A 23,403-nucleotide genomic window follows, 5' to 3' on the forward strand; every position below is an offset into this window, starting at 1 on the left:
TCATGTATCAGCAGTGATACCAAGGTTCCTGAAGGCGGCGAGGGCGCGTTCGCGACTGCGGCCCAGATCGACCATGGGTTGTGGATAACTTTCGACACCGAACAGGTCGCCGAGTGCCGAGGGGTTATGCACGGCTTTTGGGGGCAGGCCGGCCAGTTCGGGTAGCCAGCGTTTGATGAACAGCCCTTCGCGGTCGAATTTTTCCGACTGGCTCAGCGGGTTGAAAATCCGGAAGTAGGGCGCCGCGTCGGTGCCGCTGGACGCGCTCCATTGCCAGCCGCCGTTGTTGGCCGCCAGGTCGCCATCGATCAGGTGTCGCATGAAGAAACGCTCGCCTTCACGCCAGTCGATCAGCAGGTTCTTGGTCAGGAACATCGCCACCACCATTCGCAGGCGGTTGTGCATCCAGCCGGTTTCCAGCAACTGGCGCATGGCGGCGTCGACGATCGGCAGGCCTGTGCGCGCTTCCTGCCAGGCCGCCAGTTCTTCCGGTGCCTGGCGCCAGGCCAGGGCTTCGGTTTCCGGGCGGAAGGCGCGCCGCTTCGAGACCCGTGGATAACCCACCAGGATGTGCTTGTAGAACTCACGCCAGAGCAGTTCGTTGATCCAGGTGACGGCGCCGGCATGGCCGCTTTCGAATTCGCCCCGGTTGCCTTGCAGGGCGGCATGCAGGCACTGGCGGGGCGAGATCACGCCGGCGGCGAGGTAGGCGGACAGCTGGCTGGTGGCGGATTTGGCCGGGAAGTCGCGTTCGCTTTGGTAGTTGTCGATCTGCTGCTCGGCGAAGCGCGTCAGGCGCCGCTGGGCCTCGTCCTCACCGGCGGGCCAGAGGTCGCGCAAAGCCTGGCTGGGGCGCGCGAAGCCTTCGACAGCTTCGGGTACCGGATCGGCTTCGACGGGCAGTGTCGACTGGGCCTTGGGGACGCTGACCTGGCGCGGCAAGGCGCTGCGCAGGCGGCTGTAGCAGACCTTGCGGAACTGGCTGAAGACCTGGAAGTAGGTGCCGGTGCGGGTCAGCACGCTGCCGGGCTTGAAGAACAGTTGATCCAGGTGGCAGTGAAAGCGGATACCGTCGGCTTCAAGCGTGTGCGCAACCGCCTGGTCACGGCGGCTTTCGTTGACGCCGTATTCTTCGTTGACGTGCACGGCATCGACCTTGAGCGACTGGCACAGCGTGCGCAGTACCTCGGGCACCTGGTCCCAGGTCTGCGCATGGCGAATCAGCAGCGGGATATTCAGCACCGCCAGCACCTTGCCCAGTTCCCGCAGGTTGCGCAGCCAGAAATCGACTTTGCACGGCGCATCATCGTGAAGCTGCCACTGCCCGGGTGTCACCAGGTAAACGGCGACCGTCGGCCCCTGCCCAGCGGCCGCGGCCAGGGCGGTGTTGTCATGCAGGCGCAAATCGGTGCGCAGCCAGAGCAGCTGCATGGCCATTCCTTGAGTCGAGAAATACCTGTACAAACAAGTATGTTTGTACAACTTAGGCTCATCATAGATTGCATTTTGTACAAGTAAAATCATTTGTACAGGTTTGGGTGGGCTGCAGTGATCACCGGCCCACGCGTCAGGTATCGCCGTCTTCCAGCTGGAGCCCGCTGACGCCGTGGTTCAGCCCAGGTGTTCCATCAGTCGCCGGGACGCTTCCTGGCCGCTGAGCCAGGCGCCTTCGACACGTCCGGACAGGCACCAGTCGCCACACACGTACAGGCCCAGGTCGGCATCGGCCAGCGCCCCCCATTCCCGTGAGCCGGCTGGGCGGGCGTAGAGCCAGCGGTGCGCAAGGGTGAAGACCGGTGCTGGCATGCTGTCGTGCAGCAACTCGGCGAAGGCGCCGTGCAACTGCTCGATCACGGCCTCCTTGGGCAGGTCCAGGTACTGCTTGCTCCAGGCGCTCGTGGCGTGCAGGACCCAGGTGTCGAGCTGGCTGTCGCGCGCCGGCTTGCTGCGGTTGCGGGCCAGCCAGTCGAGCGGGCTGTCCTGCACGAAGCAACCTTCCATCGGTGTTTCCAACGCGGTGTCGAAAGCCAGGGCGATGGCCCAGGTCGGCTCCATCTGCACGCCGGCGGCGGCACCGGCGAGTTTCGGCGCGGCGGCCAGCAGCGCGGTGGCCTGGGGCGCCGGCGTGGCGATGATCACCTGGCTGAACGGGCCATGGGTAAAGCCTTCGGCATCCTGCAGGTGCCAATGCTGTTCGCCGCGGAACACCTCGGTGATCCGGCAACTGAAATGCGCCTGGAGCCGGCCCAGCAGGCCACGGGTAATGGAGCTCATGCGCGGCGTGCCGACCCAGCGGGTCTGCTCGTCCGGCGACAGGCTCAATTGGCCGTTCTGGAAGTTGTAGAGCTGCGGGTTCCATTCGGCGACCCAACCCTCACCCTGCCAGCGCTGGACTTCCTTGACGAAGCGGCGGTCGCGGGCAGTGAAGTACTGTGCGCCCAGGTCCAGCGCACCGGCGTCGGTGCGCTTGCTGGACATGCGCCCGCCACTGCCGTGACTCTTGTCGAAGAGCTCGATGGGATATCCGGCATCGTACAATGTCCGGGCGGCCGAGAGTCCGGCGATGCCGGCACCGATTATTGCGATAGGTACAGTCATGGGTGGGCCTCGTTACCTGTCAGCACAGACTACGCCGTCAGCAAAACCTGTACAGTCTTGTTTTTTGGTATAGGTTGCGACCTGCTTGTCGATTCACACTGTCCTATTGTTAAAGCAAATATCTGTCGAGAGAAAAGAGCCCTGTTTATAAAAATAGACTAACGCTCTCGACAAAACGTTACGCGAGGACAAACTCATGCACATATTGCTGACCGGCGGTACTGGTTTGATCGGGCGCCAACTGTGCGAGTACTGGTTGGCGCAGGGGCATCGGCTGACGGTATGGAGCCGTCGCCCCCAGCAGGTGGCGCGTTTGTGCGGTGCGCAGGTGCGCGGTGTGCGTCATCTCGAGGACCTGGCCGGCGAGCACCTGGACGCGGTGATCAACCTGGCCGGCGCGCCGATTGCCGACCGGCTCTGGACCCACAGGCGCAAGGCCCTGCTCTGGAGCAGTCGGATCCAGCTGACCGAAACCCTGCTGGCCTGGCTGGAAGGGCGCGATCAGCGTCCTGCGGTGTTGATTTCCGGTTCGGCGATCGGCTGGTACGGCGATGGTGGCGAGCGTGAGCTGACAGAGAGTTCGCCGCCGGTGAGCGAGGATTTCGCCAGCCAGTTGTGTATTGCCTGGGAAGAAACCGCGCAGCGCGCCGAGGCCCTGGGTATTCGCGTGGTGCGGATCCGGACCGGCTTGGTGCTGGCGGCCGAGGGCGGCTTTTTGTCGCGCCTGTTGCTGCCGTTCAAACTGGCGCTGGGCGGCCCGATCGGCAACGGTCGGCAGTGGATGCCGTGGATTCATGTGCGCGATCAAATCGCCCTGATTGATTTTCTTCTGCATCGCAGTGACGCCAGCGGTCCTTATAATGCCTGCGCGCCCAAGCCGGTTCGCAACAAAGCCTTCGCCAGGGCGCTGGGCAAGGTCCTGCATCGCCCGGCGCTGATCCCGCTGCCGGCGTTTGTCCTGCGTCTGGGGCTGGGCGAACTGTCGCTGTTGCTGCTCGGCGGACAGCGGGCGACACCGGCCCGGCTGTTGGCGGCAGGATTTGTTTTTCAGTTTAACGATCTGCCCGCGGCCCTCGACGATCTGTCGGGTCGCCTCTGAAATAGGACGTTGCATGACCGATCACGCCTTGCTTCTGGTCAACCTGGGTTCTCCGGCCTCCACTTCGGTAGCGGATGTACGCAGCTACCTCGATCAATTCCTGATGGATCCCTATGTCATCGACCTGCCGTGGCCGGTCCGGCGCTTGCTGGTGTCGCTGATCCTGATCAAGCGCCCCGAGCAATCGGCGCATGCCTATGCTTCGATCTGGTGGGAGGAGGGCTCGCCGCTGGTGGTGCTCAGCCGGCGTTTGCAGCAGCAGATGACGGCGCAGTGGACCCAGGGCCCGGTGGAGTTGGCGATGCGCTATGGCGAGCCGTCGATCGAGATGGCGCTGAGCCGTCTGGCCGCACAAGGTATCCGCAAGGTGACCTTGGCGCCGTTGTATCCGCAGTTTGCCGACAGCACCGTGACCACCGTGATTGAAGAAGCCCGGCGGGTGGTGCGCGCGCGCAAGCTCGACGTGCAGTTTTCCATCCTGCAACCGTTCTACGATCAACCGGAATACCTCGACGCCCTGGTGGCCAGTGCCAGGCCGCACCTGACGCAGGGATTCGATCACTTGCTGCTGAGTTTCCATGGCTTGCCGGAGCGGCACCTGACCAAGCTCGATCCCACCGGCAGCCATTGCTTCAAGGATGCCGATTGCTGCAGGAACGCCTCGCCGGCGGTGCTCGCCACCTGTTACCGGGCTCAGTGCCTGCGCACGGCGGCGGCGTTTGCCGAGCGCATGGGCTTGGCGCAGGGGCAGTGGTCGGTGTCGTTCCAGTCGCGGCTGGGCCGGGCGAAGTGGATCGAGCCCTATACCGAGGCACGCCTGGATGAGCTGGCCAAGGCCGGAGTGAAGAGGGTCCTGGTGATGTGCCCGGCATTTGTGGCCGATTGCATCGAGACGCTGGAAGAGATCGGTGATCGCGGACGCGAGCAGTTTATCGCGGCGGGGGGCGAGGAGTTGGTGCTGGTGCCGTGCCTGAACGATGAACCGCAGTGGGCGGCGGCGTTGAATACCCTGTGCGAGCGGGCTCCGCTGGCCCTGTAAGCGGGAATCTCGAAAACGCTGCAAAACCTGTAGGAGCCGGCTTGCTGGCGATGGCGGCCGTATGGTCGATACAAGGCTCACTGGCCTCATCGCCAGCAAGCCGGCTCCCACAATGACCGTGTTGGTCGTAGTTGCATGTTCAGGGTCAAGGCCGCCTTACAACAACGGCTCGTCCGCCTTCTTGTTCTTCCAGCTGTCATTGCCCGGCAACAGCAGGTTCAACGCAATCGCCACAACAGCGCACAGTGCAATGCCCTTGAGGCCGAAGTCGTTCGACCCGGTGCCGGTTCCCACCAACATGCCGCCGATGCCGAACACCAGGGTCACCGACACGATCACCAGGTTGCGTGCTTCGCTCAGGTCGATCTTGTGGCGGATCAGGGTATTCATCCCCACCGCCGCGATCGAACCGAACAGCAGGCACAGGATCCCGCCCATCACCGGCACCGGAATGCTCTGCAGCAGCGCACCGAACTTGCCGATAAACGCCAGGCTGATGGCGAAGATCGCCGCCCAGGTCATGATCTTCGGGTTGTAGTTCTTGGTCAGCATCACCGCGCCGGTCACTTCGGCATAGGTGGTGTTGGGCGGGCCACCGAACAGGCCGGCCGCCGTGGTGGCGAGACCGTCACCCAGCAAGGTGCGATGCAGGCCGGGTTTCTTCAGGTAGTCGCGCCCGGTCACGCTGCCCACCGCGATTACCCCACCGATGTGCTCGATGGCCGGGGCCAGCGCCACCGGGACGATGAACAGGATCGCCTGCCAGTTGAACTCCGGTGCCGTGAAGTGTGGCAGGGCCAGCCATGGCGCCGCGGCGATCTTCGCGGTGTCGACCACGCCGAAATAGAACGACAGGGCAAAGCCCACCAGTACCCCGGAGATGATCGGCACCAGGCGGAAAATCCCCTTGCCGAACACCGCCACGATCAGGGTGGTCAGCAGCGCCGGCATGGAGATCAGCATGGCGGTCCGGTAATGAATCAGCTCGGTGCCGTCGCCGGCCTTGCCCATCGCCATGTTCGCGGCAATCGGCGCCATGGCCAGGCCGATGGAGATGATCACTGGCCCGATCACCACCGGCGGCAGCAGCCGATCGATGAAACCGGTGCCCTTGATCTTCACCGCCAGGCCCAGGAAGGTGTAGACGAAACCGGCCGCCATCACGCCGCCCATGGTCGCCGCCAGGCCGAACTGGCCCTTGGCGAGGATGATCGGGGTGATAAAGGCAAAGCTCGAGGCCAGGAACACCGGCACCTGGCGCCCGGTGACCAGTTGGAACAAGAGAGTCCCCAGGCCCGCGGTGAACAGCGCGACGTTCGGGTCGAGACCGGTAATCAGCGGCATCAACACCAGGGCGCCAAAGGCCACGAAAAGCATCTGCGCACCGGAGAGCACCGTGCGCCACAGCGGGTCGTTGAACTCATCCTGCATGTCAGGCGTCCTTCTGCTTGGTGCCGAAGATCTTGTCGCCGGCATCGCCCAGGCCCGGGATGATGTAGCCGTGTTCGTTGAGTTTCTCGTCGATGGACGCGGTGTAGATGGTCACGTCCGGGTGCGCCTGCTCGACCGCGGTAATCCCTTCGGGGGCCGCTACCAGGACCATGGCGCGAATGTCCTTGCAGCCGGCTTTCTTCAACAGGTCGATGGTGGCGACCATCGAGCCGCCGGTGGCGAGCATCGGGTCGATGATCATCGCCAGGCGTTCGTCGATTTCCGGTACCAGCTTTTCCAGGTAGGTGTGGGCTTCGAGGGTCTCCTCGTTGCGGGCCACGCCCACGGCGCTGACCTTGGCGCCCGGGATCAGGCTGAGCACGCCTTCGAGCATGCCGATACCGGCGCGCAGGATCGGCACCACGGTAATCTTCTTGCCGGCGATCTTCTCGACCTGGACGGTGCCGCACCAACCCTGGATATCGTAGGTTTCCAGGGGCAGGTCCTTGGTCGCCTCGTAGGTCAGCAACGCTCCGACTTCCTGAGCGAGCTCGCGGAAGTTCTTCGTGCTAATGTCAGCGCGGCGCATCAGGCCGAGCTTGTGGCGGATCAGCGGGTGGCGGATCTCACGGATGGGCATGGGAATAGGCTCCGGCGGCGGGCAAAAAACGGCTTAGATTAATCTATCCGCCGTTGTTGTCCTATAGATCAGCGGTACGTTAGTCCAGAAACCCTTGATCTGGTCGCGCGGGGTGCGTACCTTTGCCCGCTTTTCTTGCCCCCCTTACACCAGCAGCCCTATTTGGAGAGCGCCATGTCCGCTGATCTCGAGCATATCCGTCAAGTGATGCGCGAAGCCGACTGCCTGTACACCAACGACGAAGTCGAAGCGGCCATCGCCCGTGTCGGCGCGCAGATCAACGCCGAACTGGCCGGGAGCAATCCGGTGGTGTTCTGCGTGATGAACGGCGGCCTGATCTTCTCCGGCAAACTGCTGCCTCACCTGGACTTCCCGCTGGAAGCCTCGTACCTGCACGCCACCCGCTACCGCAACGAAACCAGCGGCGGCGAGCTGTTCTGGAAAGCCAAGCCGGAAGTCTCGTTCATCGACCGCGATGTGCTGATCATCGACGACATCCTCGACGAAGGGCACACCCTGGGGGCGATCATCGATTTCTGCAAACACGCCGGTGCGCGCCGCGTGCACACCGCCGTACTGATCGACAAGGACCACGACCGCAAGGCCCGCCCGGACCTGAAGGCGGATTACGTCGGCCTGCCGTGCATCGACCGCTACATCTTCGGCTACGGCATGGATTACAAGGGCTACTGGCGTAACGCCGCCGGTATCTACGCCGTCAAGGGGATGTAAGGGATGAGCACGCCTGGTTTTCTCGATTCAAGCTTGTTCGCCGAACTGGCCGCGAAGGCCGCGGCGAGTCCCCGTGGCCGGGTTCATCACAACTTTCACCAGATGGACGAGCCGTGCCATCGCATGGCCGTTGGACTGCAACCCGCCACCTATATCGCCCCGCACCGGCACCTGAGTGCCGACAAGGCGGAAACCTTGCTGGTGGTCAAGGGCCGCCTGGGCCTGCTGGTATTCGACGAGGCGGGTCAGGTCCTGGCCAAGCGCGTGTTGCAGGCGGGCGGCGACTGCCCGGGTGTCGACCTGCCGGCGGGGGTGTTCCATGGTCTGGTGGTCCTCGAGGCCGACAGCGTGATGTTCGAATGCAAGGCCGGCCCTTATCGTCCGGTGGGCGATGGCGAGTTGGCCGACTGGGCGCCACGCGAAGGCGAAGCCGGGGTCGCCGAGTACCAGGCCTGGATGCGCGCGCAGTTCGATTGAACCGGTGCCTGTCGACGGGCAGACGTGCGACTTTGCCGTATCATTAGCCGCCTGACGACAGGCAACGGGTTCCCAGGGCATGCTGGCCATCTTTCTCGGTATATTGACCATCACCGCGCCCGTCTTCGCCATGTTGTTCCTGGGCGTGGCGCTCAAGCGCGTGGGCTGGATCAACGACAACTTCATCCACACGGCTTCGGCACTGGTATTCAACGTCACCATGCCGGCGTTGCTGTTCCTCGGCATCCTCCATGCCGACCTGCATTCGGCGTTGCAGCCCAAGGTGCTGGGGTATTTTGCCGTTGCCACGCTGGTGGCGTTCGCCGGCGCCTGGGGCTGGGCGATCTGGCGTTGCCCCAGGGAAGACCGTGGGATCTACACCCAGGGCGCTTTTCGCGGCAATAACGGCGTCATCGGCCTGGCCCTGGCGGCCAGCATGTACGGCGCCTACGGGATTTCCCTCGGGGCGATTCTCGCGGCGCTGGTGATCCTGTTCTACAACACCCTGTCGACCATTGTCCTGGCGGTCTACAGTCCGGTGATCAAGTCCGATCCCTGGAGCATCTGCAAGAGTGTGCTGAGGAACCCGCTGATCATCAGTGTGATCGCGGCGGCGCCCTTCGCCTATTTCAAGATCGGCTTGCCCGGCTGGCTGGAGACGTCCGGCAACTATCTGGCGCAGATGACCCTGCCGCTGGCGCTGATCTGCATCGGCGGCACCCTGTCGCTGGCGGCCCTGCGCAAGAGCGGCGACCTGGCCTTGAGTGCGAGCCTGGTGAAAATGGTCGGCATGCCCGCGCTGTCGACGCTGGGGGCCTGGCTCTGTGGTTTCCGCGGGGCGGAGTTGGGGATTCTGTTTCTCTACTTCGGCAGCCCGACCGCCGCGGCCAGTTTCGTCATGGCCCGGACGGCCAATGGCAATCATGAACTGGCGGCGGCGATTATCGTGATCACCACCCTGATGGCAGCGATCACGACGAACATCGGCATCTTTGTGTTGCAGTGGGGCGGTTGGATCTGACGTTACCTTGTGGTGAGTCAGTCGGCCTTCTGGTAGGCGTCGATCACTTCCTGCGCCGCGCGGAAGGCGTCGATGGCCGCCGGCACCCCGGCATACACTGCGCAATGCAGCAGGGCCTCGCGAATCTCCTCCACTGTGCAGCCGTTGTTCAAGGCGCCGCGCACATGGCCCTTGAGCTCTTGCGGGCACTTGAGCGCGGTGAGCGCCGCCAGGGTAATCAGGCTGCGGGTCTTCAGCGGTAGCCCCTCACGGTTCCAGACACTGCCCCAGGCATGTTCGTTGACGAAGTCCTGCAACGGCTGGCTGAACTCGGTGGCATTGCCCAGGGCGCGGTCGACGAACGCATCGCCCATGACCTGACGACGCATCTCGACACCGGGTTTCTTCTGATCGGTCATTGCAGAGGCTCCTATGAATGTTGGCGACGCCAGGCCCTGAGCGTGCTGAGCAGCAGGAACGCACAGAGCGCCGGCAGGATGAAAAACAGCATCAGGCGTTCCAGTTTGTCCGCCATCGGCATGCCGGTGGTGAACCACACCACGTGCAGGCCGTAGGCCAGGTACAGGCCAAGGAACAACAGGCCTTCGGCACGGGTGATGCGGTAGCCGGAATAGAACACCGGCCAGCACAGCAGCGCAACGCCGAGCATCACCGGCAGGTCGAAGGTCAGGGCATTGGGTGACACGGACAGCGGCGCGGGGGCGATCAGCGCGGTCAGACCGAGCACGCCCAGCAGGTTGAACAGGTTGCCGCCGATCACATTGCCCACGGCAATGCCCCGTTGGCCGCGCACGGCGGCGATCAGCGAGGTGGCCAGTTGCGGCAACGAGGTGCCGACCGCCACCACGGTCAGGCCGATGATGCGTTCGGACAGGCCCAACTCGATGGCTACCGCCACGGCGGCGTCCAGCAGCAGGTGCCCGGCCACCACCAGCAGGGCCAGGCCCAGGCCCATCCAGGCCAGGCTGCTCAGCCAGGGCGTGGGTTTGTGCGTGGCGGCGGGTGGCGCCGCCGAGGCCTGGCCGGGATGTCGGGACTGGCGCAGCAGCAGGCCGAGATACAGCGCGAAGGTGATCAGCATGGCCAGGCCGTCGAGGCGCCCCAGCTCTTCATTGAACGCCAGGCCGAAGACCAGCAGGCTGGCGAAGATCATCAGGGGAATGTCCAGGCGGATCAGCTGGCGCGAGACCCGCAACGGGATGATCAGCGCCGAGAGGCCGAGGGTGACCAGGGTATTGAAGATATTGCCGCCGATCACGCTGCCCACCGCGATATCGGCATTCTCGGCCACGGCCGCCTGCACGCTGACCGCCAGTTGCGGTGCGCTGCTGCCGAAGGCGACGACGGTCAGGCCGACCAGCAGGGGCCTGACCCCCAGGCTCGCCGCCAGGCGCACGGCCGCGCGCACCAGCAGTTCGGCGCCGACGATCAGCAGCAACAGGCCGCCGCTCAGTTGAATCAGGCTCAGCCAGGGAAGGGTGGTCAATCCGAAAATGACGGGCTCCAGCGGTCAGTCGTCGAGGCTTTGGATGCGTACGCGGGCGGTACCGTGTTGCAGCATACCCAATTGGGCGGCCGCTTCGCGTGACAGATCGATCAGGCGCCCACGGATGTGCGGGCCGCGATCGTTGACGCGCACTATGACGGATTTGTCGTTGGCCAGGTTGGTGACTTTCACCCGTGTACCGAAGGGTAGTTGGCGGTGGGCAGCAGTCAGGCTGTGCGGGTTGAAGGGTTCGCCGCTGGCGGTGCGTTTGCCCCGATGCTTGGCGCCGTAATACGAGGCCAGGCCGGTTTCGTCGTAGCCGCGCGGGTTGATGTCGTGGCTGGCACAGCCGGCCAGCAGGCTGAAGAGGGCAAGGGCGGCGAGCAGGTGCTTCATCGGATGTCCTCGATAAGGTTGTGGAGAGAGCCACAAGGGTTGTGCCAACCTCGATGTTGGACAACCCTTTTGGTTCGCTATCAGCCTTCGAGTTTGCTTTTCAGCAATTGGTTCACTTGCTGCGGGTTGGCCTTGCCCTTGGAGGCTTTCATCGCCTGGCCGACAAAGAAGCCGAACATCTTGCCGCGCTTGGCTTCATCCGCTGCCCGGTACTGTTCGACCTGCTCGGCGTTGGCCGCGAGCATTTCGTCCAGGACCTTCTCGATGGCGCCGCTGTCGGTGACCTGCTTCAGCCCACGGGCCTCGATCACTTCGTCGGCGCTGCCTTCGCCATTGGCCATGGCTTCGAAGACCATCTTGGCAATCTTGCCGGAGATGGTGTTGTCCTTGATCCGCAGCAGCATGCCGCCCAGTTGCTCGGCACTGACCGGGGCCTGGTCGATGTCCACGCCCAGCTTGTTGAGCAGGCTGCCCAGCTCGACCATGACCCAGTTGGCCGCCAGCTTGGCGTCGCCGCCGATGCTCACGACTTTTTCGAAGTAGTCCGCCTGCTCGCGGCTGGAGGCCAGCACGCTGGCATCGTAGACCGACAGGCCGAACTGTTCCTGGAAGCGCTCGCGCTTCTGCGGCGGCAACTCCGGCAGTTGCGCGCGGACTTCATCGAGGAACGCATTCTCGATGACCACCGGCAACAGGTCCGGGTCGGGGAAGTAACGGTAGTCGTTGGCTTCCTCCTTGCTGCGCATGGCGCGGGTTTCGTCCTTGTTCGGGTCGTACAGGCGAGTCTGCTGGATCACCTTGCCGCCATCTTCGATCAGTTCGATCTGGCGCTGCACTTCGCTGTTGATCGCCTTCTCGATGAAGCGGAACGAGTTGACGTTCTTGATCTCGCAGCGGGTGCCGAACTCGACCTGGCCCTTGGGCCGTACCGAGACGTTGCAGTCGCAACGCAGCGAACCTTCGGCCATGTTGCCGTCGCAGATGCCCAGGTAGCGCACCAGCGCATGGATCGCCTTGACGTAGGCCACGGCTTCCTTGGCGCTGCGCATGTCCGGCTCGGAGACGATTTCCAGCAGCGGCGTGCCGGCACGGTTCAGGTCGATGCCGGTGGCGCCGCTGAAGTCCTCGTGCAGGCTCTTGCCGGCGTCTTCTTCCAGGTGCGCGCGGGTGACGCCGATGCGCTTGACCGTGCCGTCTTCCAGGGTGATGTCCAGGTGGCCCTTGCCGACGATCGGCAGTTCCATCTGGCTGATCTGGTAGCCCTTGGGCAGGTCCGGGTAGAAGTAGTTCTTGCGGGCGAACACGTTGTGCTGGCCGATTTCGGCGTCGATGGCCAGGCCGAACTTCACCGCCATGCGCACCGCTTCCTGGTTCAGCACCGGCAGCACGCCGGGCATGCCCAGGTCAATCAGGCTGGCCTGGGTGTTCGGCTCGGAACCGAAGGTGGTGGCGCTGCCGGAGAAAATCTTCGATTGGGTGGCGAGCTGGGTATGAATCTCCAGCCCGATCACGACTTCCCATTGCATGTGTTTCTCCTCAGAAGCCTTCAGGTGTGCGGGTGTGCCAGTCAGTGTTGAGCTGATACTGGTGCGCAACGTTGAGCAGACGGCCTTCCTGGAAATACGGGGCCAGCAGTTGGACGCCCACCGGCAGGCCGTCGACGAAGCCGGCCGGCATGGACAGGCCCGGCAGGCCCGCGAGGTTGGCGGTGATGGTGTAGACGTCTTCCAGGTACGCGGCGACCGGGTCGCTGCTCTTCGCGCCGATCTTCCACGCCGGGTTCGGGGTGGTCGGGCCGAGGATCAGGTCGACTTCGTTGAAGGCCGCCATGAAGTCGTTCTTGATCAGCCGACGGATCTTCTGCGCCTGCAGGTAGTAGGCGTCGTAGTAGCCGGCCGACAGCGCGTAGGCGCCGACCAGGATGCGCCGCTGGACTTCCGCGCCGAAGCCTTCGCCACGGGAACGCTTGTACAGGTCGGTGAGGTCTTTCGGGTTTTCGCAGCGATAGCCGAAACGCACGCCGTCGAAGCGCGACAGGTTCGACGAGGCTTCCGCCGGGGCGATCACGTAGTACGCGGGAATCGCGTGCTGCATGTTCGGCAGGCTGATTTCCTTGACGATCGCGCCCAGTTTCTCAAGCTCCTTGATGCTCGCCTGGATCAGTTCGGCGATGCGCGGGTCGAGGCCGGCGCCGAAGTATTCCTTGGGCACGCCGATGCGCAGGCCCCGGATCGACGCGCCGAGGCCGGCGGCGTAGTCCGGTACCGGTTCATCGATGCTGGTGGAGTCCTGCGGGTCGAAGCCGGCCATGCCTTGCAGCAGCAGGGCGCAGTCTTCGGCGGTGCGCGCCAGCGGGCCGCCCTGGTCGAGGCTGGAGGCGTAGGCGATCATGCCCCAGCGCGAGACACGACCGTAGGTCGGTTTCAGCCCGGTGAGGTTGGTCAGCGCCGCCGGCTGGCGGATCGAGCCGCCGGTGTCGGTGCCGGTGGCAGCCGGCAGCAGGCGCGCGGCAACGGCTGCCGCCGAACCGCCGGACGAGCCGCCCGGAACATGTTCCAGGTTCCACGGGTTACGCGCGACGCCGTAGTAGCTCGATTCGTTGCCCGAGCCCATGGCGAACTCGTCCATGTTGGTCTTGCCCAGGGTCACGGTGCCGGCCGCGGCCAGCTTGGCGACCACGGTGGCGTCGTAGGGCGCCTTGAAGTTGTCGAGCATCTTCGAGCCGCAGCTGGTGCGGATGCCCTGGGTGCAGAACAGGTCCTTGTGGGCGATCGGCGCGCCGAGCAGGGCACCGCTCTCGCCATTGGCACGGCGGGCGTCGGCGGCCTTGGCCTGGCTCAGGGCCAGGTCCTCGGTCAGGCTGATGAAACTGTTGAGCTGCGGGTCGAGCTGGGCGATACGCGCCAGCAGGGTCCGGGTCAGCTCTTCGGAGGAGAATTTCTTGTCGGCGAGGCCACGGGCGATCTCGGCCAGGGTCATCTGATGCATTGCAGGCTCTTTCCCTTTAGTCGATGACTTTCGGAACCAGGTACAGGCCGTTTTCGACCGCTGGCGCGATGGACTGATAAGCCTCGCGGTGATTTCGCTCGGTCACGGCGTCGGCGCGCAGGCGCTGATTCGCTTCCAGAGGGTGGGCAAGGGGTTCGATGCCGCTGGTATCGACAGCCTGCATCAGGTCGACCAGGCCCAGAATGCTGTTCAGGGCTTCGGTGGTGCGTGGAAGATCGGCTTCGACCAGGCCCAGGCGGGCCAGGTGAGCGATTTTTTCCACGTCGGAGCGTTCAAGCGCCATGGGAATCTCCAGTGGAAAACCGGGCGGAAGGGGTCCGTTCGGTTAGGCAATACACAATAAAGAGTGTCAATAAGTGCGGGCGCGACTTACGATTGTCGGAACACTACCGCATTTCTACGGTCACATGGCCGCGATTGTATGGGATGGTGCTCGGAAAAACGCCTAATTTAACATATTGGCGCCTTGCCCAAAATCCCCGTCGTTGTTAGAGTTTGCCGCACTTTTTTACCCACGCGTTGCCCAGGGTCCCTTTCCAATGTTCAAGAAACTGCGTGGCATGTTTTCCAGCGATCTTTCCATCGACCTGGGTACAGCCAACACCCTTATCTACGTGCGCGAGCGCGGTATCGTCCTGAACGAGCCCTCGGTCGTTGCGATTCGCACCCATGGCAACCAGAAGAGTGTCGTGGCCGTCGGCACCGAGGCCAAGCGCATGCTCGGTCGTACGCCGGGCAACATTGCCGCCATTCGTCCGATGAAGGACGGCGTGATCGCCGACTTCAGCGTCTGCGAAAAGATGCTGCAGTACTTCATCAACAAGGTGCATGAAAACAGCTTCCTGCAGCCCAGCCCTCGCGTGCTGATCTGCGTGCCGTGCAAATCGACCCAGGTCGAGCGCCGCGCCATCCGTGAATCGGCCCTTGGTGCCGGTGCCCGTGAAGTGTTCCTGATCGAAGAGCCGATGGCGGCTGCCATCGGTGCCGGCCTGCCGGTGGAAGAAGCCCGCGGTTCGATGGTCGTCGATATCGGTGGCGGTACCACTGAAATCGCGCTGATCTCCCTGAACGGCGTGGTCTATGCCGAGTCCGTGCGTGTGGGCGGCGACCGTTTCGACGAAGCGATCATCACCTACGTGCGTCGCAACTACGGCAGCCTGATCGGTGAATCCACCGCCGAGCGCATCAAGCAGGAAATCGGTACGGCCTACCCGGGCGGTGAAGTGCGTGAAGTCGACGTGCGCGGCCGCAACCTGGCCGAAGGTGTGCCACGTGCCTTCACCCTGAATTCCAACGAAGTGCTGGAAGCCCTGCAGGAATCCCTGGCGACCATCGTCCAGGCGGTGAAGAGCGCCCTGGAGCAGTCGCCGCCGGAACTGGCGTCGGACATCGCCGAGCGCGGCCTGGTGCTGACCGGTGGTGGCGCGCTGCTGCGTGACCTCGACAAGCTGCTGGCCCAGGAAACCGGTCTGCCGGTGATCGTTGCCGAAGATCCGCTGACTTGCGTAGCTCGTGGCGGCGGTCGTGCCCTGGAAATGATGGATAAGCACACCATGGATCTGCTTTCCAGCGAGTAAGTTCGCTGAGAAGCTCTATGCTGTTGCGCTCACAGGCAGCACTTTTCAGTGCTGCCTGTTGTGTTTATCTTCTGTCAATCTTCATCCAGGCCGGTGTGATGCCGTATGAATAAAATGACTCATTGCCTGGGAGGAGCGGCTTATTAAACCGCTTTTTGCCAAAGGCCCCTCATTGGGCGTTCGCTTGCTGGTGCTGGTCGTGCTATCGGTCGCGCTGATGGTGGTCGATGCCCGTTTCACGCTGCTCAAGCCGGTGCGCAGCCAGATGTCGCTGGTGCTGATGCAGTCGTACTGGATCACCGATCTGCCGCAGCGCTTGTGGCAAGGCGTGGCCAGTCAGTTCGGCAGTCGTACCGAACTGGTCGCCGAGAACGAAAAACTCCAGACCGAAAACCTGCTGTTGCAAGGGCGCCTGCAAAAACTCGCGGCCTTGACCGAGCAGAACGTGCGCCTGCGCGAGTTGCTCAACTCCTCGGCGCTGGTCAACGAGAAGGTCGAGGTGGCCGAGCTGATCGGCATGGACCCCAACCCCTTCACCCATCGCATCATCATCAACAAGGGCGAGCGTGACGGTGTGGTCCTCGGGCAGCCGGTGCTCGATGCCCGCGGCCTGATGGGCCAGGTGGTCGAGTTGATGCCCTACACCTCGCGTGTATTGCTGCTCACCGACACCACCCACAGTATTCCGGTACAGGTCAACCGCAACGGCCTGCGGGCCATTGCCAGCGGCACCGGCAATCCCGAGCGCCTCGAACTGCGCCACGTCGCCGACACCGCCGATATCAAGGAAGGCGACCTGCTGGTCAGTTCCGGCCTGGGCCAGCGTTTCCCGGCGGGTTACCCGGTGGCGACGGTCAAGGAAGTGATTCACGACTCCGGCCAGCCGTTTGCCATCGTCCGTGCCGTGCCGACGGCGGCGTTGAACCGCAGCCGGTACCTGTTGCTGGTGTTCAGTGACAGCCGCACCCCGGAAGAGCGGGCCAACGAAGCGGCGCAGGCCCAGGAAGCGGATCGCCAGGGTGGTGACGGCGCGCCCGTGGTGCCGGCCACGGTGCCCAAGGCCGCTGCCGCGCCAGCGACGCCCGCCAAACCGGCTGCCGCGCCGGCGACACCCGCGAAACCGGCTGCCGCACCGGCAACCCCGGCCAAGCCGGCGCATGCCGCCAAGCCAACGGCTGCCAAACCACCCGCCAGCAAGCCGCCGGCGGCGACACGGGCAGCCCCCCGGACGGAGGAATAATGGCTGGTACCACCTTATCCCGAAATGGCTGGATCGTCTGGCTGACCTTCGCCATCGGCCTGCTGCTCAGCGTCTCGCCGCTGCCGCAGTTCATGGAGATCCTGCGTCCGCTCTGGCTGGCGCTGTTGCTGGCGTTCTGGGCGCTGTACCTGCCGCACCAGATCGGCATGGTCACCGCGTTCCTTCTGGGTCTGGCCGAAGACGTGCTCTACGGCACCCTGCTGGGCCAGAACGCGCTGATCCTGACCCTCATCACCTTCCTCGTACTGTCGCTGCAACAACGCCTGCGGATGTTCCCGATGTGGCAACAGAGCCTGGTGATCCTGGTGATCTTCGGCCTGGCGCAGTTGGTGCAACTCTGGCTCAGTGCCTTGACCGGCAACCGTCAACCGACCCTGGCACTGGTGCTGCCGGCCCTGGTCAGTGCCTTGCTCTGGCCCTGGGTCAGCTTTGGTCTGCGCGGATTGCGCCGACGCTTCAAAATCAACTGACAGGATCTCGCGTGCCATTTCCGGGTGAGCTGCCGATCCTGCTGACACAGCTCCTATAAAGAGTCCTGACATGGAGATGTCTCGATGACCTCGCTCTACCTGGCTTCCGGCTCACCGCGTCGGCGTGAACTGCTGACCCAGATCGGCGTGCCGTTCAGCGTCATCAGTGCCGATATCGACGAAACCCCGCTACCCGATGAAAGCCCGCTGGCCTATGTCGAGCGCCTGGCGCGGGCCAAGGCCGCGGCCGGACGCGCTCGCCTGGGCGTCACGCAAGCCGCGGCCGGTACCTGTGTGCTGGGTGCCGACACCGCCGTGGTGCTGGACGGTCGGATTCTCGGCAAGCCGCTGGATGAAGCGGATGCGCAGGCGATGTTGCTGGCCTTGTCCGCTCGCGAACACGAAGTGCTGACCGCCATTGCCGTGCTCAACGGTGAGCGCTGCGAGTCGCGGGTGGTGCGCAGCCTGGTGAAATTTCGCTCGATAAGCGCAGAAGAAACTCATGCCTATTGGTCCAGCGGCGAGCCGCGGGACAAGGCGGGCGCCTATGCTATTCAAGGTCTGGCGGCGGTTTTCGTGGCCGGGCTGAATGGCAGTTACTCCGCCGTCGTCGGCCTGCCCGTGTGCGAAACCGCAGAACTGCTCGGCCATTTCGGCATACCCTGTTGGCAAAACCTTGTCGTGCGCTGATTGCCGCACGCCCGTGATACGGCAATTTTATTGTGAATACGCCTGAACGAGACCCAGCCATGAGTGAAGAGATCCTGATCAACATCACGCCAATGGAATCGCGCGTGGCGGTGGTAGAGAACGGTGTGTTGCAAGAGGTTCATGTCGAACGCACGCAGAAGCGTGGCATCGTCGGCAATATCTACAAGGGCAAGGTGGTGCGGGTACTGCCGGGGATGCAGGCAGCGTTCGTCGACATCGGCCTGGACCGGGCGGCCTTTATCCATGCCTCGGAAATCTCCATGCGCGAAGGTCCGGCGGTGGAGAGCATCAGCGCGCTGGTTCACGAAGGGCAGAGCCTGGTGGTGCAAGTCACCAAGGACCCCATCGGCACCAAGGGCGCGCGCCTGACCACGCAACTGTCGATCCCGTCGCGTTACCTGGTGTACATGCCGCGCACCGCCCATGTCGGCATTTCCCTGAAGATCGAGGACGAAGCCGAGCGCGAGCGCCTCAAGCAGGTGGTCAGCGATTGCGTTGCCCGCGAAGGCATCACCGAAGCCGGCGGTTTTATCCTGCGCACGGCGGCCGAAGGTGCCGGGGCGGACGAGATCATGATGGACATCCGCTACCTGCGGCGCCTCTGGGACCAGATCGGCGCGCAGATCAAGACCATCGGCGCGCCCAGCGTGATCTACGAAGACCTCGGCCTGGCCCTGCGCACCCTGCGTGATCTGGTCAGCCCGAAGATCGAGAAGATTCGCATCGACTCGCGGGAAACCTTCCAGAAGACCACGCAGTTCGTCGCCGAACTGATGCCGGAAATCGCCGACCGCCTGGAGCACTACCCCGGCGAACGGCCGATCTTCGACCTGTATGGTGTCGAGGACGAGATCCAGAAGGCCCTGGAGCGCAAGGTCCCGCTCAAGTCCGGCGGCTACCTGGTGGTGGACCCGGCGGAAGCCATGAGCACCATCGACGTCAACACCGGGGCGTTCGTCGGTCATCGCAACCTCGAAGAAACCATCTTCAAGACCAATCTCGAAGCGGCTACCGCCATTGCCCGGCAACTGCGCCTGCGCAACCTCGGCGGGATCATCATCATCGATTTCATCGACATGGAAGACGAGGAGCACCAGCGCCAGGTCCTGCGGACCCTGGAAAAGCAGCTGGAACGCGATCACGCCAAGACCAATATCATCGGCATCACCGAGCTGGGCCTGGTGCAGATGACCCGCAAGCGCACGCGCGAGAGCCTCGAACAGGTGCTGTGCGAACCCTGCAACTGCTGCCAGGGGCGCGGCAAGCTGAAGACCCCGGAAACGGTTTGCTACGAGATTTTTCGTGAAATCCTGCGTGAAGCCCGCGCCTACCAGGCCGAAGGTTATAGAGTGTTGGCCAACCAGAAAGTCGTCGACCGTCTGCTGGATGAAGAGTCCGGCAACGTCGCCGAGCTGGAAGGCTTTATCGGCCGCACCATTCGTTTCCAGGTCGAGACCATGTATTCCCAGGAACAATATGACGTGGTGCTGCTCTGATTTCCCGTATTGAAGAAAGCCTGCCTGCTCGGTCCTGCATCGGCCTTTTTATCGAACCTTGCCTGAGGGGACACTGACATGGAGCGTCTGACACGCTTTGTTGCCGGCCTGGCCCGCTGGAGCTTGGGGCTGGGGGCGCTGCTGCTGGTGCTGGTGGCGTTGTATGCCAGCCTCGGCCGGCAACTGGTGCCGCTGGTGGCCGAGTATCGCGCCGAGGCCGAAGACAAGGCCCAGGCCGCCTTGGGCCTGCCGCTGGCCATCGGCAGCCTGGAAGGGCGCTGGCACGGCCTGACCCCGGTGCTGCTGGCCCATGACGTGAAGGTCGGCGAGGGGGCTTCGGCGTTGTTGCTGGACAAGGTCCAGGTGGTTCCCGATCTCTGGGCCAGCCTGCGGGCGCGGGAAGTCCGTATTGCCCATCTTGAGCTGGGCGGCCTGCAACTGAGCCTGAAAGAAGACCGGGACGGCCACTGGGCGCTCCAGGGTTTTCCGGTGCAGGACGACCAGCCGCTGGACCCCGGGCAGTTGCTGACGCGCCTGCAAATGATCAGGCAGCTTTCGCTGCTCGACAGCCAGGTGACCTTGCAGCCTTTCGGCGAGTCGCCGCTGACCCTGACTTACGTCGGTCTCAACCTGGAGAGCGGTGCTTCCCGCCAGCGCCTCGACCTGCGTCTGACGTTGCCCGATGGCCAGCCCCTGGCCCTGAACCTGAAAACCCGCGTGCAGGCCAGCGACTGGCGCAACGGCATGGTGCAAGCCTACCTGAGCCTGCCGCAAAGCGACTGGGCGCGCTGGCTGCCGGCGCGCCTGAGCGGACAATGGAAGCTCACCGAGCTCAAGGCCGGTGGCGAGTTCTGGTTGAACTGGACCGATGGGGCGCTGCAGAGTGCCGTGGCCCGGCTTAATGCACCGCGATTCCAGGGGGCTTATGCCGGACGCAAGGCGGCCAGCATCGACAACCTGGCCCTCAACGCCTTTATCCGACACACCGGGCAGGGTTACGACGTGCAGCTCGACTCCCTGGCCATGAGCCTGGGCAAGACGCGCTGGGAAAGCCGCCTGCAATTGCAGCAGCTCGCCGCCACCGACAAGGAGCAGGAGCGCTGGCACCTGCAGGCCGATCGCCTGGACCTGACGCCGATCACCCCCTTGCTCGACGCCCTGGCGCCCTTGCCCGAGGGGTTGGCCACGGCCATCGATCACCTGAAGGTCACCGGTGCGCTGCGTAATGTGCTGCTGGATTACCGCCCCCAGGAAAGCGGCGACCAGAAGCTGAGTTTCGCGGCGAACCTGGAGCGGGTCGGCTTCGATGCCTACCATGGCGCCCCGGCGGCGCGTAACGTCAGCGGCAGCATCAGCGGTGACCTGGGCCAGGGCGAACTGCGCCTGGACAGCAAGGATTTCTCCCTGCACCTGTACCCGATCTTCAACAATCCCTGGCAATACCTGCAGGCCAATGCCCGCCTGACCTGGCGCCTGGACCAGGAAGGTTTCACGCTGATCGCGCCCTACATCAAGGTGCTGGGGGAGGAGGGCAAGATCGCCGCCGACTTCCTCATTCGCCTGCACTTCGCCCAGGGCACGGAAGACTACATGGACCTGCGGGTCGGCCTCGTGGATGGCGAGGGGCGCTACACGTCCAAGTACCTGCCGGCGGTGTTGAGCCCGGCGCTGGACGAATGGCTGCGCAGTTCGATTCTGCATGGCGCGGTGGAGCAGGGTTTCTTCCAGTACCAGGGCTCGTTGAACCACGACGCATCGGCCGCGGCGCGCAGTATCAGCCTGTTCTTCAAGGTTCATGACGCGGAGTTGGCGTTCCAGCCGGGCTGGCCCCATGTCAGCAAGGTCAAGGGCGATGTCTTCATCGAGGACAGCGGGGTACGGATCAAGGCCAGCGAAGGCCAGCTGCTCGACACCCAGGTCCGCGACATCGCGGTCAACATTCCCCATGTGCCCAGCGGACAACACAGCCGCATGTTCCTCGATGGCAACTTTGCCGGGGGGCTGGGCGATGGCCTGAAGATTCTCCAGGAAGCCCCGATCGGCACCGCCTCGACCTTTGCCGGTTGGCAGGCCAATGGCGACCTGTCGGGCAAGGTGAGCCTGGATGTGCCACTGGTCAAGGCCGAGGAGCCGAAGATCCTGGTGGAGTTCAAGGCCGACAAGGCCAACCTCAAGCTGCCTGACCCGGCCCTGGAGCTGAGCCAGCTCAAGGGTAATTTCCGTTTCGACAGCGCCAAGGGCCTGAGCGCCGACAACATCAGTGCCCAGGCGTTCGAGCGGCCCGTCACCGCGCAGATTTTCGCCGATGGCAAACCGGGCAGCCTCAATACCCGGGTCGTGGCCAAGGGGCAGGTGGCGATCAAGCGGCTCAGCGACTGGCTGGGTGTCAGTCAGCCGTTACCGATCTCGGGTGACCTGCCTTACCAGTTGCAGCTGACGCTGAACGGTGCCGACAGCCAGTTGATGATCAACTCCAACCTCAAGGGGGTTGCCGTCGACTTGCCGGCACCGTTCGGCCTGCCGGCGAGCCAAGGTCGCGACAGCATGTTCCGCATGACCCTGCAAGGCCCCGAGCGGCGTTACTGGTTCGATTACGGCAATCTGGCCAACTTCACCTTTGCCGCACCGAACGGCAAGCTCGGCGAGGGGCGTGGCGAGCTGCTCCTCGGTGAAGGCGATGCCCAGCTACCGGCGACCAAGGGCCTGCGGGTTCGCGGGGTCTTGTCGGAGCTCGACCTGGGGGCCTGGCAGGCTGTCGCCGACCGTTATGCGGGGCAGGATTCGGGCGGCAGTGCCAAGCAATTGCTCAGCAGTGAGGACTTGAAGGTCGACAAGCTCAGTGCTTTCGGCCTCCAGTTCGACCAGGTGACTCTGCAGATGGCCCATGGCGCCAATGCCTGGGGCTTGCAGATCGACAGTCAGCAGGTCAAGGGCAGCATGACTTTGCCGGATGCCAAGGGCGTTCCGATTGGCGTCAAGCTGGCCTATGTGCGTCTGCCGGCGCCGGACCCGAAAGTGGTAGCCGATGAGAATGCGCCGGACCCGCTGGCTTCGGTCGATCCCCGGCAGATTCCGGCGGTGGACTTGAGTATCGAGAAACTGTTCCAGGGCAATGACCTGGTGGGCGCCTGGTCGCTCAAGGCGCGTCCGACGCCCCAGGGCATCAAGCTCAATGACCTCAGTCTCGGCCTCAAGGGCATGTTGCTGCAAGGTTCCGGCGGTTGGGAAGGCGTACCCGGCACCAGCGTCAGCTGGTTCAACGGGCGCCTGGAAGGCAAGAACCTGGCGGATGTGCTCAAGGCCTGGAGCTTCGCCCCGACGGTCACCAGTGACGATTTCAACATCGACGTCGACGGCCGCTGGCCCGGCTCGCCGGCCTGGGTCGGGCCCAAGCGCTTCTCGGGCAGTATCGATGCGACCTTCAACAGGGGTCAGTTCGTCGAGGCCGATGGCGGTGCCCAGGCACTGCGGGTGTTCGGCCTGTTGAACTTCAACTCCATCGGTCGTCGCCTGCGCCTGGACTTTTCCGACCTGCTGGGCAAAGGCCTGAGCTATGACCGGGTCAAGGGGCTGCTGGTGGCCAGCGAGGGGGTGTATGTGACACGTAACCCGATCACCCTGACGGGGCCTTCGAGCAACCTGGAACTCAACGGCACCCTCGATATGGTCGCCGACCGGGTCGATGCCAAGCTGCTGGTGACCTTGCCGGTGACCAACAACCTGCCGATTGCCGCGTTGATCGTCGGCGCGCCGGCCGTCGGCGGTGCACTGTTCCTGATCGACAAGTTGATCGGCGACCGGGTGGCCCGCTTCGCCAGTGTGAAATACACCGTCACCGGTCCCTGGAAAGAACCGAAGATCACCTTCGACAAGCCGTTTGACAAGTCGAAGTAAGGCCCCGGCGAAAAGCTGTTGCGCCGACACTATTTGTACTGGGCGTGCAGCTGCATGGAGTAGCAT

General features: G+C 63.8%; 21 protein-coding genes. 11 read left to right on the top strand and 10 right to left on the bottom strand.

All coding sequences use genetic code 11. The features are described 5' to 3' along the window. Both phrB and UCMB321_RS04615 read right to left on the bottom strand, forming a co-directional pair. Complete coding sequence (gene phrB, locus UCMB321_RS04610; RefSeq protein WP_040064231.1) at positions 1-1,431, bottom strand: deoxyribodipyrimidine photo-lyase; 1,431 nt, start codon at positions 1,429-1,431, stop codon at positions 1-3. Between the two features lie 180 nt (positions 1,432-1,611). Beyond that, positions 1,612-2,598 carry an NAD(P)/FAD-dependent oxidoreductase gene (locus tag UCMB321_RS04615; RefSeq protein ID WP_040064233.1) on the bottom strand — a complete coding sequence of 329 codons (987 nt, stop codon included), beginning with the start codon at positions 2,596-2,598 and terminating at the stop codon, positions 1,612-1,614. Positions 2,599-2,794: 196 nt separating this feature from the next. On the opposite strand from UCMB321_RS04615, the gene UCMB321_RS04620 reads away from it, so the two are divergent. Both UCMB321_RS04620 and hemH read left to right on the top strand, forming a co-directional pair. Continuing rightward, positions 2,795-3,697: a TIGR01777 family oxidoreductase gene (locus tag UCMB321_RS04620; protein WP_040064235.1), complete on the top strand. Its 903-nt coding sequence runs from the start codon at positions 2,795-2,797 to the stop codon at positions 3,695-3,697. 13 nt (positions 3,698-3,710) lie between these two features. After that, positions 3,711-4,736, top strand: coding sequence for a ferrochelatase (hemH, locus tag UCMB321_RS04625; RefSeq protein WP_040064237.1), 1,026 nt, complete (start codon positions 3,711-3,713; stop codon positions 4,734-4,736). Positions 4,737-4,892: 156 nt separating this feature from the next. Here hemH and UCMB321_RS04630 read toward each other — a convergent pair whose 3' ends face one another. Continuing rightward, entirely contained in the window at positions 4,893-6,167 is a 1,275-nt protein-coding gene (locus tag UCMB321_RS04630) for a uracil-xanthine permease family protein (protein ID WP_040064240.1), read from the bottom strand. Position 6,168: 1 nt separating this feature from the next. Beyond that, the gene (gene upp / locus UCMB321_RS04635) at positions 6,169-6,807 is read right to left on the bottom strand and encodes a uracil phosphoribosyltransferase (protein ID WP_040064241.1); all 639 of its coding nucleotides are present in this window, start codon (positions 6,805-6,807) and stop codon (positions 6,169-6,171) included. Positions 6,808-6,981: 174 nt separating this feature from the next. Between upp and UCMB321_RS04640 the strand changes: the two genes are divergently transcribed. The 3 genes from UCMB321_RS04640 (at position 6,982) to UCMB321_RS04650 (ending at position 9,037) form a co-directional block, all read left to right on the top strand. Next, positions 6,982-7,539: a hypoxanthine-guanine phosphoribosyltransferase gene (locus UCMB321_RS04640; RefSeq protein ID WP_040064242.1), complete on the top strand. Its 558-nt coding sequence runs from the start codon at positions 6,982-6,984 to the stop codon at positions 7,537-7,539. Between the two features lie 3 nt (positions 7,540-7,542). After that, positions 7,543-8,016, top strand: a complete 474-nt coding sequence (locus UCMB321_RS04645) for a WbuC family cupin fold metalloprotein (RefSeq protein ID WP_040064243.1) — start codon at positions 7,543-7,545, stop codon at positions 8,014-8,016. Between the two features lie 79 nt (positions 8,017-8,095). Continuing rightward, positions 8,096-9,037 carry an AEC family transporter gene (locus tag UCMB321_RS04650; RefSeq protein WP_040064244.1) on the top strand — a complete coding sequence of 314 codons (942 nt, stop codon included), beginning with the start codon at positions 8,096-8,098 and terminating at the stop codon, positions 9,035-9,037. A gap of 17 nt (positions 9,038-9,054) precedes the next feature. Here UCMB321_RS04650 and UCMB321_RS04655 read toward each other — a convergent pair whose 3' ends face one another. From UCMB321_RS04655 to gatC, 6 genes are all read right to left on the bottom strand, one after another. After that, a complete protein-coding gene (locus tag UCMB321_RS04655) occupies positions 9,055-9,435 on the bottom strand; it encodes a carboxymuconolactone decarboxylase family protein (RefSeq protein WP_040064245.1) in 381 nt (126 codons plus the stop codon). 11 nt (positions 9,436-9,446) lie between these two features. Next, positions 9,447-10,499 (bottom strand): calcium/sodium antiporter, encoded by a 1,053-nt coding sequence (locus UCMB321_RS04660; protein WP_040064291.1) that lies wholly within the window; start codon positions 10,497-10,499, stop codon positions 9,447-9,449. Positions 10,500-10,547: 48 nt separating this feature from the next. Further along, positions 10,548-10,919 carry a septal ring lytic transglycosylase RlpA family protein gene (locus UCMB321_RS04665; protein WP_040064246.1) on the bottom strand — a complete coding sequence of 124 codons (372 nt, stop codon included), beginning with the start codon at positions 10,917-10,919 and terminating at the stop codon, positions 10,548-10,550. An 80-nt stretch (positions 10,920-10,999) separates the two neighbouring features. Next, on the bottom strand, positions 11,000-12,445 hold the full coding sequence (gene gatB / locus UCMB321_RS04670) for an Asp-tRNA(Asn)/Glu-tRNA(Gln) amidotransferase subunit GatB (protein WP_040064247.1): 1,446 nt from the start codon (positions 12,443-12,445) through the stop codon (positions 11,000-11,002). Between the two features lie 10 nt (positions 12,446-12,455). Next, on the bottom strand, positions 12,456-13,907 hold the full coding sequence (gene gatA, locus UCMB321_RS04675; RefSeq protein ID WP_040064248.1) for an Asp-tRNA(Asn)/Glu-tRNA(Gln) amidotransferase subunit GatA: 1,452 nt from the start codon (positions 13,905-13,907) through the stop codon (positions 12,456-12,458). A gap of 16 nt (positions 13,908-13,923) precedes the next feature. Beyond that, a complete protein-coding gene (gene gatC / locus UCMB321_RS04680) occupies positions 13,924-14,211 on the bottom strand; it encodes an Asp-tRNA(Asn)/Glu-tRNA(Gln) amidotransferase subunit GatC (RefSeq protein ID WP_040064249.1) in 288 nt (95 codons plus the stop codon). 256 nt (positions 14,212-14,467) lie between these two features. Between gatC and mreB the strand changes: the two genes are divergently transcribed. The 6 genes from mreB to UCMB321_RS04710 all read left to right on the top strand — a co-directional run bounded on the left by mreB (position 14,468) and on the right by UCMB321_RS04710 (position 23,337). Continuing rightward, positions 14,468-15,505: a rod shape-determining protein MreB gene (gene mreB / locus UCMB321_RS04685; RefSeq protein ID WP_002555108.1), complete on the top strand. Its 1,038-nt coding sequence runs from the start codon at positions 14,468-14,470 to the stop codon at positions 15,503-15,505. A 142-nt stretch (positions 15,506-15,647) separates the two neighbouring features. Beyond that, the gene (gene mreC, locus UCMB321_RS04690) at positions 15,648-16,745 is read left to right on the top strand and encodes a rod shape-determining protein MreC (protein WP_084614805.1); all 1,098 of its coding nucleotides are present in this window, start codon (positions 15,648-15,650) and stop codon (positions 16,743-16,745) included. Then, entirely contained in the window at positions 16,745-17,236 is a 492-nt protein-coding gene (gene mreD / locus UCMB321_RS04695; protein ID WP_040064251.1) for a rod shape-determining protein MreD, read from the top strand. The genes mreC and mreD overlap by 1 nt, the downstream gene beginning before the upstream one ends. 84 nt (positions 17,237-17,320) lie before the next feature. After that, entirely contained in the window at positions 17,321-17,926 is a 606-nt protein-coding gene (locus UCMB321_RS04700; RefSeq protein ID WP_040064252.1) for a Maf family protein, read from the top strand. 59 nt (positions 17,927-17,985) lie between these two features. After that, entirely contained in the window at positions 17,986-19,443 is a 1,458-nt protein-coding gene (rng, locus tag UCMB321_RS04705; protein ID WP_040064253.1) for a ribonuclease G, read from the top strand. Between the two features lie 78 nt (positions 19,444-19,521). Then, positions 19,522-23,337: a YhdP family protein gene (locus UCMB321_RS04710; RefSeq protein ID WP_040064254.1), complete on the top strand. Its 3,816-nt coding sequence runs from the start codon at positions 19,522-19,524 to the stop codon at positions 23,335-23,337. Positions 23,338-23,403 lie beyond the last annotated feature (66 nt).

This window comes from Pseudomonas batumici, from assembly GCF_000820515.1.
Lineage (GTDB): Bacteria > Pseudomonadota > Gammaproteobacteria > Pseudomonadales > Pseudomonadaceae > Aquipseudomonas > Aquipseudomonas batumici.

Bases quoted from the DNA above. Each gene is read 5' to 3' on its own strand.
- phrB (WP_040064231.1), bottom strand. From the start codon at position 1,431: ATGCAGCTGCTCTGGCTGCGCACCGATTTGCGCCTGCATGACAACACC.
- UCMB321_RS04615 (WP_040064233.1), bottom strand. From the start codon at position 2,598: ATGACTGTACCTATCGCAATAATCGGTGCCGGCATCGCCGGACTCTCG.
- UCMB321_RS04620 (WP_040064235.1), top strand. From the start codon at position 2,795: ATGCACATATTGCTGACCGGCGGTACTGGTTTGATCGGGCGCCAACTG.
- hemH (WP_040064237.1), top strand. From the start codon at position 3,711: ATGACCGATCACGCCTTGCTTCTGGTCAACCTGGGTTCTCCGGCCTCC.
- UCMB321_RS04630 (WP_040064240.1), bottom strand. From the start codon at position 6,167: ATGCAGGATGAGTTCAACGACCCGCTGTGGCGCACGGTGCTCTCCGGT.
- upp (WP_040064241.1), bottom strand. From the start codon at position 6,807: ATGCCCATCCGTGAGATCCGCCACCCGCTGATCCGCCACAAGCTCGGC.
- UCMB321_RS04640 (WP_040064242.1), top strand. From the start codon at position 6,982: ATGTCCGCTGATCTCGAGCATATCCGTCAAGTGATGCGCGAAGCCGAC.
- UCMB321_RS04645 (WP_040064243.1), top strand. From the start codon at position 7,543: ATGAGCACGCCTGGTTTTCTCGATTCAAGCTTGTTCGCCGAACTGGCC.
- UCMB321_RS04650 (WP_040064244.1), top strand. From the start codon at position 8,096: ATGCTGGCCATCTTTCTCGGTATATTGACCATCACCGCGCCCGTCTTC.
- UCMB321_RS04655 (WP_040064245.1), bottom strand. From the start codon at position 9,435: ATGACCGATCAGAAGAAACCCGGTGTCGAGATGCGTCGTCAGGTCATG.
- UCMB321_RS04665 (WP_040064246.1), bottom strand. From the start codon at position 10,919: ATGAAGCACCTGCTCGCCGCCCTTGCCCTCTTCAGCCTGCTGGCCGGC.
- gatB (WP_040064247.1), bottom strand. From the start codon at position 12,445: ATGCAATGGGAAGTCGTGATCGGGCTGGAGATTCATACCCAGCTCGCC.
- gatA (WP_040064248.1), bottom strand. From the start codon at position 13,907: ATGCATCAGATGACCCTGGCCGAGATCGCCCGTGGCCTCGCCGACAAG.
- gatC (WP_040064249.1), bottom strand. From the start codon at position 14,211: ATGGCGCTTGAACGCTCCGACGTGGAAAAAATCGCTCACCTGGCCCGC.
- mreB (WP_002555108.1), top strand. From the start codon at position 14,468: ATGTTCAAGAAACTGCGTGGCATGTTTTCCAGCGATCTTTCCATCGAC.
- mreD (WP_040064251.1), top strand. From the start codon at position 16,745: ATGGCTGGTACCACCTTATCCCGAAATGGCTGGATCGTCTGGCTGACC.
- UCMB321_RS04700 (WP_040064252.1), top strand. From the start codon at position 17,321: ATGACCTCGCTCTACCTGGCTTCCGGCTCACCGCGTCGGCGTGAACTG.
- rng (WP_040064253.1), top strand. From the start codon at position 17,986: ATGAGTGAAGAGATCCTGATCAACATCACGCCAATGGAATCGCGCGTG.
- UCMB321_RS04710 (WP_040064254.1), top strand. From the start codon at position 19,522: ATGGAGCGTCTGACACGCTTTGTTGCCGGCCTGGCCCGCTGGAGCTTG.